This window comes from Haemophilus parainfluenzae ATCC 33392 (assembly GCF_031191205.1).
Classification (GTDB): domain Bacteria; phylum Pseudomonadota; class Gammaproteobacteria; order Enterobacterales; family Pasteurellaceae; genus Haemophilus_D; species Haemophilus_D parainfluenzae.
Genome location: NZ_CP133470.1, coordinates 1449346 through 1461768, shown reverse-complemented (window position 1 = coordinate 1461768; position 12423 = coordinate 1449346). Strand labels below are relative to the sequence as shown.

The following is a 12423-nucleotide window of genomic DNA, read 5'->3' as shown; positions in this document are numbered from 1 at the left end:
AAATAAAAACTTCTTTTGAAATAAAATTATTAATATAGATTATGAGTTTAGTCAGACTAGTAAAAGCAATAATACCAAGCTCACTTTATTTCTGCTGAACTAACTTAAATCCTATCACCCAAAATTCACTTTCACTTGGATAAATTGCTTTAATCACTTCTCGCAATTCCACCAACGTCATATTTTCCTGCTTCGCATGTTGTTCCGTCAGTTCATCAAGAGTAATTGGCGACACACTTAACACTTCAATCGTGCAGAAATATTGATCATCTTCAAATCGACCAACACGCAGAATATCACCTGCTTTAAAATGGCTTTCGGATTTATCTCGAATGGTGATGGTTTTGCGCCCGGCGAGAATATCGGCTTCGAAGCGTTGATAAAAGGTAATATCGTTCATAAAGTGCGGTTACAAAAAATCTATTTTTGAATTTTGAGGGCGAATTGATCTCACCCTCATAATTGGTCAGGATGAGATTATGCCTCAATCCCTCTTAATTCATCTTTAATACGTTGAATTTCTAAGAATAAACGGCGTTCTTCTTGACGGCAGAAGCTATCACCACTTACGTTTTTCGCATCAGCATAACAACGAACTTCTTCGTATTGTTTTTCTAACATATTTAATACGGCTCTTTGCTGTTTACGTTCTGCACTTTCTTTTGGTGCTTTTTCAGTCACTACCACACGTGGTTTCTGAGGAGTTGTTGCTTGTTGAGCGACAACCGTCTCTTTTTTCTCTGATACTTTTTCTGCCACATCATCCGCTTTTGCTTCTTTTTTAACTTCGGCTTTCACTGCGTCTGATTTTACATCTGCTTTGTTAGCGTCTGCTTTAACTTCTGTGCTTTCTGTTTTCGCAGCGACTTTTTCGGCTGATTTAGTTTCAGCCACTAATTCTTTTGATTTTTCAACCGCACTTTCTGCTTTTTCTGTTGGTGCAGGTATTCTTACTGCTTTCTCAACTTGGGTTGATGTGTTTTCTTTATTGTCACAAGCAGATAATAAGGTGCTTGCGCCAAGAATCAGGCTTAAAGCCACTTTAGCGTTTAAATTCATGTTAATTTCCTAGGTTTTAAAGTTAAAAAATATTAAGTATTTTCAGTAGAAAGCGTCCAACCTTGCGAGCGAAGGACCTTATAACGTTCACGCGCTTGAGCTTTTTGCGTTTCTTCTACCGGTACAAAATCAATTAATTGTGTAAAGCTGTGGCTAAAATCCGGCACTTCCATTTGTAAATTGATCAGCAAGTCTCGGCGTTGGGCATTGCGTTTGCCTTTCCAACTAATCTCAATTGGCGGTGCATATTGTGTTGCTTCGCCTGAAAGATTATGAGGAACAAACTCATTTGGATCCCGTTGCCATAATGCTTCATCAATTAAAAATGCTTGCTCTTCTGTTTCGCACGCGATTAAAACTCGCTTGCCTAAACGCCACGCTTGAGCGGCAAGATCACAGGCAAGTTGCTCAACTGTTATCTTCTTTTCTGGATTTAAGAGATAAAATTGTGCGTTTTTTGCCATGATTGCGACTTCCCCATTTATCGTTTTGTAAACTGGCGGATTTTATCAAAAAAGCACTAAAAAATAAATCATCAACAAGGTGATTAACGCAAATAGAAAAAACACGGAAATTTTTTACCGCACTTTTATGATCTACATCACAAAAGTGACTTTTTACCCTTCTGTTACATTCCATTCATAACTCGTAGGTGTTAGAATTCTCAAGATTTGTTTTTATTTTTGATGATAGGAGTATCACATGGCATTTCGTATTGAAAAAGACACTATGGGCGAAGTTCAAGTTCCTGCAGATAAATACTGGGCAGCACAAACCGAACGTTCCCGTAACAACTTCAAAATTGGTCCGGCTGCCTCTATGCCGCACGAAATTATTGAAGCTTTCGGTTATTTGAAAAAAGCCGCTGCTTTCGCAAACTGTGATTTAGGTGTATTACCTGCTGAGAAACGTGATTTAATCGCAACCGCCTGTGATGAAATCCTTGCAGGAAAATTAGACGACCAATTCCCATTAGTCATTTGGCAAACCGGTTCAGGTACACAATCAAACATGAACGTGAACGAAGTCGTGGCTAACCGTGCTCACGTTTTACATGGCGGTAAATTAGGTGAAAAATCATTCATCCATCCAAATGATGATGTGAACAAATCCCAATCTTCAAATGATACTTTCCCAACTGCAATGCACATTGCGGCATACAAAAAAGTGGTTGAACACACTATTCCTTGTGTAGAACGTTTACAAAAAACTTTCGCTAAAAAGTCAGAAGAATTTAAAGATGTGGTAAAAATTGGCCGTACTCACTTAATGGATGCCACCCCATTAACATTAGGTCAAGAATTCTCTGCTTATGCTGCACAATTAGATTTCGGTTTACGTGCACTGAGAAATACCCTTCCACACTTAAGTCAATTAGCACTTGGTGGTACTGCTGTGGGTACTGGTTTGAACACACCAAAAGGCTATGATGTGAAAGTAGCAGATTACATTGCAAAATTCACTGGCTTACCATTCGTGACTGCGGAAAACAAATTTGAAGCGTTAGCCGCACACGATGCGATTGTGGAAACTCACGGTGCAATTAAACAATTAGCGATGAGCTTATTCAAAATTGCAAACGACATTCGTTTATTAGCATCAGGCCCACGTTCTGGTATCGGTGAAATCTTAATTCCTGAAAATGAACCAGGCTCTTCAATCATGCCGGGTAAAGTAAACCCAACTCAATGTGAAGCATTAACCATGGTATGTGCACAAGTATTCGGTAACGATACCACTATCTCTTTCGTTGGCTCACAAGGTCACTTCCAATTAAACGTATTTAACCCTGTCATGGTGGCGAATTTCTTACAATCTGCACAATTATTGGGTGATGCTTGCGTATCATTTGATGAACACTGCGCAACCGGTATTCAACCAAACTACCCTCGCATTAAACAACAATTGGAAAATTCATTGATGTTAGTAACCGCACTTAATACACACATTGGTTACGAAAATGCCGCGAAAATTGCGAAAACTGCACACAAAAACGGTACAACCTTACGTGAAGAAGCGATTAACTTGGGCTTAGTTTCAGCCGAAGATTTCGACAAATGGGTTCGTCCAGAAGATATGGTGGGTAGCTTAAAATAAACTCCCCCAATAATTTGATGTCAAAGGCAGGTATTCCTGCCTTTTTATTTGTGTTTTTTTAGAGGGCTTTTTTGTTATAATCACGGCAATATTTTTGATATGAAAAAAACTATGAAACTGAAATTTATTATTGCTGCCATTTCAGCCTTATTTTCCACCGCACTTTTTGCCCAATGGCAACCAGTTGGCAATGCTGAATACACATGGGGGCCATTCCATGTTTACACTGTCGGCTTGTATTCTGAAACGGGTTCATACGAAAAGAATGAACGTCCGTTAATGTTTTCGATTAAATATGAAAAACCAGTAGAAGGAAAAAATTTCGCCATTGCGTTAACCAAAGAAATGGAATCACAAAATTTAAGTAAAGATGACACTACTGCATGGCTGAAAAAAATGCAGGAAATCTTCCCTGATTTTTCACCAAACGACATCTTAAATTTTGTAGTCTTACAAGATAAAGGCTATTTTGTGTTAAACGACACCGTGTTAGATCACGAATTCGATCAAAAATTTACACAAGCGTTTATTGATGTGTGGCTTTCAGATAAAAGTAGCTTTATCAAATTACAACCGCAATTATTGGGTAAAGAAAAACCGGCTCACGATAGCAAAGAATTTCAACATCAACCGGCAAGCGAGCCTTTTGATGAAGAAAATACGATGCCGGAACTACCACCAAATTACGATTTTAAACAAGACACAAAAGGATAAAAACAAGGGCGAACATGATATGGTTCGCCCTTTTCTTTTATTGTTTTACTTGCTGTTCTAAGAACAAGATCATCTGCAATGCAATATCAAGACCACTGGTCTTCTCAATCATTTCTAATCCTGGACTGGCATTCACTTCAAGCACTAATAAACCTTCTTTTGAACGAATCAAATCAACACCAGCTACGGCAAGCCCTAAGGCTTTAGTCGCACGAATGGCGATGGATTTTTCCTCTTCAGTGAGTTTAATTTTTTCTGCTGTGCCACCACGGTGAAAGTTCGCACGAAACTCGCCGTCTTGCCCAATACGCTGCATTGTCGCGACGACTTTATCACCGATCACAAAACAGCGAATATCAGTCCCTTTAGCCTCTTCTACAAAATCTTGCAATAAAACAGGCACATTCGCATCTTTTAACGTTTCTAAAATACTAACCGCACTTTGTGGACGTTCGGCTAAGATCACACCAATACCTTGTGATCCTTTTAAGGTTTTAATAATCATTGGGGAGGTTGTTTGCTTAATGGTTTGTTTCGGCTCAACCTCACAACCGGATAAGACTGAACTCGGTACTGCAATACCTTGCTCCAATAACATCTGCAAACTACGCCATTTATCGCGTGCGGCTAAAAACGCCTGTTCTTTATTAAGGCAATAGACACCTTTTCCTTGGAAATGACGCAATACGGCACAGCCCATTTGGGTACTTGTCGTCCCAAAGCGTGGTAACACCGCATCATAATCAGGCAATAAATAGGGCTCACTTTCTGCATTTTGTTGATAATACAAAGAAAAGTGCGGTTGATTTTTGTCGAGTTTTAAAATGCAACGATTAGGATCCAAAATATCCATTTGATGCCCGCAACTTTCCGCTGCTTCTTTTAAACGCTGGCAGCTATAAAGGCGAGGCTCACGGCAAAGCATCAATAATTTCATTCAGTTATATCCTTAGGAAAAGAGGAGTTGATATATTACACCAATCACAATAATCCTGAAAAATGATTTCTGCTTTTGTGGAAATAGAGTAGAATTAATGTGAGTTATTATTTAAATAAAAGGAAAATTTTATGTTCGTAGTTATTTTTGGTCGTCCTGGCTGCCCTTATTGTGTACGTGCAAAAAACCTTGCTGAAAAATTAAAAGGTGAAGTAGCGGATTTCGATTATCGCTATGTTGATATTATTGCTGAAGGTATTTCTAAAGCAGATTTATCAAAATCTGTCGGTAAAGAAGTGGAAACTGTTCCACAAATCTTTATTGATGAAAAACCAATCGGCGGTTGCACTGATTTCGAAGCATTAATGAAAGAACAATTTAACGTTGTTGCTTAATTTTTGCTAAAAACATAAAAGTGCGGTTAATTTCAACCGCACTTTTTTATTTCATCTTAGGTAATTTGTAACGAGATCGACCAATCCCACTGCGTTTCATTCAAACGATATTGTTCTTTTAACGCGGGTCCACAAGAGTTAGAACCTACCCCACTCATTTTGTAATCCACACATAAGATCGTACTGCCACTTTTCTCCAAATCATATTGGTGCTTTTTACTGCCCAATTCTTCTTGAGAATAAGGCGAAACATTCATGCTAAAAGGTGTACGACTTTGCACGGTAAAGCAATCAGCCGAATTCGCCACCTTCACCTCACGACAAGCGTAGTGACTGCCATTTTCTTGTGGTTTTAAATAAGGCACATGATTGCTTTCTGGCGTTGTCTTATAACGACCGAAAGCCGTGGCGTGATGTTTATCCAGATAACTTTCCGTTGGGCCATAGCCCACATACTCCACTTGATTAAATCCTTGATTAAGGAAGAAACGCAAGCCAAAGCGTGGTAAGAACGGCAAGTGCGGTTGTTTTTCAGCATGAATATTAATCTGAAGCAACCCATTTTGTTCAATACGATACACCACATTCAATGTCAAAATTCGCGCTTTTGATACGGCAACCAGTCCCAATTTAAAGCTAATTTCAACCGCACTTTTCTGCTCGGTTAAACCGTAATCATAGACTAGACTCGTCGCACGATCGTAACCTGCAGCAAGCCAATGTGCTTTCATTAAACTATCATTATCTAAAGGCGCTCGCCAAATATTGAAATCAGTAGGTTGATTCAACCAAGGCTCGCCATCTTTACGAATTTGGTGAATGGTGCCTTTATATTGATCAAACTGGTATTCAATATCTACCGCTTTAACTGAAATTAAATTAGTATGTTTTGAAACAGAAATCGGTTGGAGATTTGATTTAGGCTCATTAGCGAATAAATGTGGTTGCTCCGACAAAATAATCTGATCAAATCCTAAACAATGCCCTTGAGGAATTAAACCCGTTTCTGTTTTTTGATAATAGGTCAATGTTAAAATTTGTAACGCACCGTTACTTGCTGGCAATGATAAAGGCAAAAGTGCGGTTGATTTTGGCGCAATGTTTAAATCATCAATTTTACCTTCTTGTACGACCAAAAAATCTTCTGTTATTTGATAATGAATCGAAATAGCCTCTGCCGCATCCGTAAAATCCAAATAATTTTTGAGTTCAATGTGACCATTTTTTAAGGTAGCACGCAGTGGACGATACACATTTTTATATTCCAACAAATTGCTTTGGATTTGACGGTCAGCCGTGACTAATCCATCAGCACAAAAATTACCGTCATTCGGCGTGTCATTAAAATCCCCGCCATAGCCCATTCTGTTTGAATTTGGTAAATAAGGGGAATGATTGCACCACTCCCACACAAAGCCACCACAAGCGCCTGCATGTCGTTCCATCGCTTGGAAATAATCTTCTGTGTCTCCGCAAGAATTCCCCATCGCATGCAAATATTCACAGAAAAGATACGGCTTTTGATTTTGAGTATCGGCAAAATAAGCATCCAATTCTTCCGTGCTGGTGTACATCTCGCTATGAAAATCTAAATTGGATGTGTCATTTTGATGGGCTGAATGTTGAAAGATCGCATTTTCATAATGCACTAAGCGACTTGGATCGCGCTGTTTCACCCAAGCGGCGGCTTGCTCAAAGTTATCACCGTAGCCACTTTCATTCCCTAATGACCAAATCACGACAGAAGGACGATTTTTATCTCGCTCAACATTGGCATAAGTGCGGTCTAAAATGGCTTGATTAAATTCAGGGCTTCGAGCCATATAGCAATAATTGTCGATTGTTTTTTGACGAATTGCGTCATGATCAATCTCTGTTTTTACCCCTAACAAAATGCTTGTTTCTGGCGACTCTACATAAACCGCATTCGTACCGTGTGATTCAATATCACTTTCCGCAATCACATAAAAACCATATTCATCACATAATTCAGTAAACCAAGGTGCATTAGGATAATGCGCGGTACGAATGGCATTAAAATTATGCTGTTTCATTAAGCGTAAATCTTGCAACGCTTGTTCTCGACTAATGACATAACCCGTTTTCGGATCGCTATCATGGCGATTAACACCTTTAAACTTAATGGCTTGCCCATTAAATAACATTACCCCATTCTTCACTTCGATATGACGTAAGCCGACCTTTTGGCAAATCACTTCTGATCCATATTGCAAAATCAATGTGTATAAACGAGGGTTCTCCGCATGCCATAATTGTGCATTTTCAATTTCAGCATGAAATGCATGCCCTTTTTGTTCTATTATCAATTTGCCTTGAGGATCCAATAATTGCCAAGAAATGGTTTGTTCACGTTCTGTAAACTGACAGGCTACATGTAATTGAGCCTTGGTAAGCTCTTGATTCAATTGCGTTTGAATGAAGAAATCTTGTAAGTAATTTTTTTCTCGCGCTAACAGATAAACATCTCGAAAAATACCAGACATTCGGAATTTGTCTTGATCCTCCAAATAACTACCATCACACCATTTCAACACGAGAACATGTAAGTGATTTTCCCCTTGTTGTAAAAAGTCAGTAATATCAAATTCGCTAGTGCAATGACTAATTTGGCTATAGCCCGCAAATTGTTGATTCACATAGACAAATAAGCAGCTATCTACCCCTTCAAAATTTAAGAGATACCGTTTTTGGGCATTGATTTCGACATTAAAAACGCGGTGATACAAACCACAAGGATTTTCAATGGGCACATAAGGTGGATCAAAAGGGAAAGGATAATTTACGTTGGTATATTGATGATTATCATAACCATGATTTTGCCAATTGGAAGGAACAGGGATTTTATCTGTAAATGAAAAATGAAGGAAATCTTGAGGCAAGTGAGTATAGCTTTCAAAATAAGCAAAATCCCATTCACCATTTAGTAAGGTAAAGTAAGGGGAAAATTCTCGTGTCTTTTTAACCGCACTTTCTGTTGAAGAAAAAGGAATAAAATAAGCATGATGTGGTGCGGTATTCACGTGCAAGGTTTGCGGATCTTCAAAATAACGAGGTAACGACATAAAAACTCCCAATGCAATTTAGACACATAAAAAATGGCGCCTGAATGACGCCCACTATACCTAAAATCGTCGATTAATCTAGCGATAAGTTCACAAATCGTGATACTTATCACATTAATTTTTATGGCAATTTTGCCAAGAAGGCATAACCTCCTTTTTCACTCATTATTTCAACGTTAGAATCCGCTGTAATGAATGCTGACTCACCTTGTTTCAAGGTAAGTGCGGTTGATTTTTCTTGTATTTTTAGCTCACCTTGCATCACCAACAAAATACCCGCACTTTGAAGATTCACTTTAGTATGCATTTCGGGTTCGACACGAATTTGAGCTAAAGCAAAATCGTTTACTGGCGTTTTATAAGTAAATTCTGACTGATTTTGAGGCGCGGCTGAGATAATTTTGGGTGTTACTTCGCGACAATCCACAATTTTTAATAATTCGACAATATCGACATATTTTGGTGTTAAGCCACCACGAATCACATTATCAGAACAGGCCATTAGCTCCACATTTTGTCCGCGAAGATAAGCGTGAGGAATCCCTGCATCCTGGAAAATACCTTCACCTTCTTTTAAATGCACGATATTAAAGAGATAAAAACACACCAAGCCAGCATCTAATTTTTCAGGCGAAATTGCCATGGCTTCCATCGTATAAAGCACCCAATAATCAGGGTTATCTAACGCTAACTCGCCATTTTTATAAGGCTGTTGGTTGGCTTCAATAATGGGTAATAACCAATTTGCGAGCGTGGATTGATCCGCCAACATCACATCTGCATAAAATTCAGCAAGGCTTTGTGTGCTTAGTTTTTCAACCAAAGGTTGCAAAGAGGGGCGTGCATTTAATGTGGCAAGGATTTGAGCTTTTGTTTTAAAACCATGTAAAAGCCAGAAATCAGATAAGGCAATCATCATTTCTGGTTTATGATTTCTATCTTTATAAGTCCGCGTGCTGTCTGTTAATGCCACACCTTTTGCATTTTCAACCTCAAAGCCCTTTTCAGCTTGAGCTTTAGTCGGATGCAATTGAATCGATAACGGCTTTTCAACATCTAAAATCTTTAACAAATAAGAGAGTTCATCACCAAATTGCTGACGACTTACTTGCCCAAGTGCGGTCGGATTTTGCGATAAAAATTCAATAAGGGATTGTTTACCTGTTACATTCTCAATTTCAGAAGGTGCTGATGGATGCGCGCCTAACCACCACTCCGCACAAGGTTGATCTTTCGCTGAATTTAATCCAATCAATGATGCAATATAGTTTTTTCCGCCCCATGCATAATGCTGTACTTGACCAGTTAATCGATAAATCATCTTTACCTTCTTTAAAAAAGAATAAGGATAAAAAAATCCGCTTATTTAAAGCGGATCTTTTAGTCTATAAATCTTATTTTGTTAAACTTAAAACAACAGATTCCCCAGCAATCACTTCACCCGATTTTTTCTCGATAGATGAAATTTCATCCATGTTAGAGATAACCACTGGTGTTAAAACTGATTTTGCTTTTGATTCTAATGTTGCTAAATCAAATTCGATTACTGTGTCGCCGCGTTTTACACTTTGACCTTCGTGTGCGATGCGAGTGAATCCTTCACCTTTTAATTCAACGGTATCAATACCGAAGTGAACGAATAATTCAACACCCTCTTTTGATTCCATTGAAAAAGCGTGGTTGGTTTCAAAAATTTTACCAATTACACCATCAACAGGTGCCACAATTTTGTTACCTGTTGGGCGAATCGCGATACCATCACCCACGATTTTTTCAGAGAAAACAACATCTGGTACATCTTCGATATTTACAATCTCACCAGAAAGTGGCGCATAAATTTCTACTTCTACTGATTTGTTTTCTTTTGAACCAAATAATTTGTCAAATAAGCCCATTTTAATCTCCTATCTATTAAAGATGGCTGGTATTTTAACGTAAAACTCTGTTTTTGTATCTAGTTTAACGATTTTTCTGCTAAAAAAGCTTGAATTAATTGCTCAATTTCAGCAGCGGTTGGTTTTTGTAATGCTTCATCAGCTAAGGCTTTCACCTCTTGATAATTCATATGACGAATTAATTTTTTAATACGTGGCACAGAAATTGCACTCATACTAAATTCATCTAAGCCCATACCGAGCAACAATAAGGTTGCTCGTTCATCACCGGCTAACTCACCACACATACCAGTCCACTTGCCTTCTGCATGAGAGGCATCAATCACTTGTTTGATCAAGCCGAGCACTGAAGGTGACATTGGATTGTATAAGTGAGAAATTAATTCATTACCACGGTCAACAGCTAGCGTATATTGCGTTAAATCGTTTGTACCAATACTAAAGAAATCCACTTCTTTCGCTAAGAATTTCGCATTCACCGCTGCAGATGGTGTTTCAACCATGACACCCACTTGGATATTTTCATCAAAAGCTTTACCTTCTGCACGCAATTCTGCTTTTAAGGTTTCAAGCACAGATTTTAATTCACGAATTTCTTCTACCGAAATAATCATCGGGAACATCACGGCAAGTTTACCAAATGCTGACGCACGTAATACCGCTCTTAATTGTGCGTGTAAAATCTCACGACGATCAAGGGCAATACGTACCGCACGCCATCCTAAAAATGGGTTCATTTCTTTTGGTAAATTTAAATATGGAAGCTCTTTATCACCGCCGATATCCATGGTACGTAATACCACTAAACAACCTTCCATTGCTTCAACCACTTCTTTATAAGCAATGAATTGCTCTTCTTCACTTGGTAATTGATCACGATCCATAAAGAGGAATTCTGTACGGTATAAACCTACCCCTTCTGCACCATTACGATGTGCACCTTCGCAATCACGAATCGTACCAATATTCGCTACTACATCGACTTTATGACCATCAAGGGTCACTGCAGGCAAATCTTTTAATTTCGCTAATTCTGCTTTTTCTTCAGCAAGTTTTACTTCTAATGTTTTTAATTCGTCAATTTCAGCTTGAGTCGGATTCACATAAACACGGTTGTTTACCGCATCTAAAATAAGATAATCACCTGTATTCACTCGTGCTGTGACATCATTTGTCCCTACAATGGCCGGCAATTCAAGTGAACGAGCCATAATTGAGGTGTGAGATGTTCTACCACCAATATCTGTGATAAAACCTAATACTTTTTCTAAATTTAATTGAGCAGTTTCTGATGGAGTTAAATCGTAAGCCACAAGGATGGATTCTTCGGTAATATCACCAAGATCCACAATATGCATGCCTAAAATATTTTTGATTAAACGATTACCGATATCGCGAATATCACCCGCACGTTCTTTTAAGTATTCATCATCAATTTCAGACAACATTTCAACTTGTTGATCGATGATTTTACTTGCTGCCACACTCGCATTCACTTTGTGCGAACGAAGATAATCAATAATTTCTTCTTCTAATTCTTCATCTTCAAGGATCATTAAATGGCCTTCAAAGATGGCCGCTTTTTCTTCACCTAAAGATTTTAATGCACGTTGATGAATAGAATTAAGCTGCTCAACAGCCGCTTCACGCCCAGCATAAAAACGGGCAACTTCTGCCTCAACTTGATCTTCTGAAATTTTTTGCGTATCAAGAACAATTTTTTCTTCTTTTAATACTAAGGCTTTACCAAAAACGATACCTGGTGACGCTGGAATACCTGTAATCATACTTTTACCTTCCGAGATAATTTATTAAAGGTTAGATAAACAATAGCCATAGAATAGAAATCCTATGGCTAATCGTAAATTATTCTAAAGTAGGAATTAATGCGACTAAATGTTCAACGGCTTGTTGTTCGTCTTCACCTTCCGCCGAGATGGTGATTACAGTTCCTTGCGTTAAGCCTAAAGTTTGTAGCTTAAATAGGCTTTTCGCACTTGCACTTTTACCACCGGAGGTCACTGTTACATCAGAAGCAAACGCTTTCGCTTCTTTAACAAATTGCGCCGCTGGACGGGTATGTAAACCATTAGGAGCTGTAATTTCCACATCTTTTGAGAACATAATGTTACCTCTATAGTAATTGTAAAATTTAATCTATAAATCTGCTGTAGTATCTCTATTAAATGCCCAATAATCAAGGCTAAACACAAAAAAACTTGAGCTACATCACGAAATTAGGG

12 protein-coding genes are annotated in these 12423 nt (G+C 38.3%); 3 read left to right on the top strand and 9 right to left on the bottom strand.

The features are described 5' to 3' along the window. Nucleotides 1-85 precede the first annotated feature (85 nt). From yqfB to RDV53_RS07185, 3 genes are all read right to left on the bottom strand, one after another. Nucleotides 86-400 (bottom strand): N(4)-acetylcytidine aminohydrolase, encoded by a 315-nt coding sequence (yqfB, locus tag RDV53_RS07195; protein ID WP_005695646.1) that lies wholly within the window; start codon nucleotides 398-400, stop codon nucleotides 86-88. 77 nt (nucleotides 401-477) lie between these two features. Further along, nucleotides 478-1059, bottom strand: a complete 582-nt coding sequence (locus tag RDV53_RS07190) for a hypothetical protein (RefSeq protein ID WP_005695645.1) — start codon at nucleotides 1057-1059, stop codon at nucleotides 478-480. 32 nt (nucleotides 1060-1091) lie between these two features. Then, nucleotides 1092-1523, bottom strand: coding sequence for a DNA polymerase III subunit chi (locus RDV53_RS07185; RefSeq protein WP_005695644.1), 432 nt, complete (start codon nucleotides 1521-1523; stop codon nucleotides 1092-1094). 238 nt (nucleotides 1524-1761) lie between these two features. Between RDV53_RS07185 and fumC the strand changes: the two genes are divergently transcribed. Together fumC and RDV53_RS07175 are read left to right on the top strand one after the other, a co-directional pair. Beyond that, nucleotides 1762-3156, top strand: a complete 1395-nt coding sequence (fumC, locus tag RDV53_RS07180) for a class II fumarate hydratase (protein ID WP_005695642.1) — start codon at nucleotides 1762-1764, stop codon at nucleotides 3154-3156. A gap of 111 nt (nucleotides 3157-3267) precedes the next feature. Further along, nucleotides 3268-3870, top strand: coding sequence for a chalcone isomerase family protein (locus RDV53_RS07175; RefSeq protein WP_032822838.1), 603 nt, complete (start codon nucleotides 3268-3270; stop codon nucleotides 3868-3870). 37 nt (nucleotides 3871-3907) lie between these two features. Here RDV53_RS07175 and RDV53_RS07170 read toward each other — a convergent pair whose 3' ends face one another. Next, the gene (locus RDV53_RS07170) at nucleotides 3908-4807 is read right to left on the bottom strand and encodes a RimK family alpha-L-glutamate ligase (RefSeq protein ID WP_005695640.1); all 900 of its coding nucleotides are present in this window, start codon (nucleotides 4805-4807) and stop codon (nucleotides 3908-3910) included. A gap of 131 nt (nucleotides 4808-4938) precedes the next feature. Here RDV53_RS07170 and RDV53_RS07165 point away from each other — a divergent pair, with 131 nt between their 5' ends. Then, nucleotides 4939-5202: a GrxA family glutaredoxin gene (locus RDV53_RS07165; RefSeq protein ID WP_005695639.1), complete on the top strand. Its 264-nt coding sequence runs from the start codon at nucleotides 4939-4941 to the stop codon at nucleotides 5200-5202. 56 nt (nucleotides 5203-5258) lie between these two features. Here the strand turns inward: RDV53_RS07165 and RDV53_RS07160 are convergent, their stop codons facing one another. The 5 genes from RDV53_RS07160 to ptsH form a co-directional block, all read right to left on the bottom strand. Then, nucleotides 5259-8285 (bottom strand): glycoside hydrolase family 2 TIM barrel-domain containing protein, encoded by a 3027-nt coding sequence (locus RDV53_RS07160; protein WP_005695638.1) that lies wholly within the window; start codon nucleotides 8283-8285, stop codon nucleotides 5259-5261. Between the two features lie 121 nt (nucleotides 8286-8406). Then, on the bottom strand, nucleotides 8407-9606 hold the full coding sequence (gene manA, locus RDV53_RS07155) for a mannose-6-phosphate isomerase, class I (RefSeq protein WP_005695637.1): 1200 nt from the start codon (nucleotides 9604-9606) through the stop codon (nucleotides 8407-8409). 73 nt (nucleotides 9607-9679) lie between these two features. Continuing rightward, on the bottom strand, nucleotides 9680-10180 hold the full coding sequence (gene crr / locus RDV53_RS07150; protein ID WP_005695636.1) for a PTS glucose transporter subunit IIA: 501 nt from the start codon (nucleotides 10178-10180) through the stop codon (nucleotides 9680-9682). Between the two features lie 59 nt (nucleotides 10181-10239). Further along, nucleotides 10240-11967, bottom strand: a complete 1728-nt coding sequence (ptsI, locus tag RDV53_RS07145) for a phosphoenolpyruvate-protein phosphotransferase PtsI (protein ID WP_005695634.1) — start codon at nucleotides 11965-11967, stop codon at nucleotides 10240-10242. Between the two features lie 79 nt (nucleotides 11968-12046). Beyond that, nucleotides 12047-12304, bottom strand: coding sequence for a phosphocarrier protein Hpr (gene ptsH, locus RDV53_RS07140; RefSeq protein WP_005695633.1), 258 nt, complete (start codon nucleotides 12302-12304; stop codon nucleotides 12047-12049). Between the last annotated feature and the right edge of the window lie 119 nt (nucleotides 12305-12423).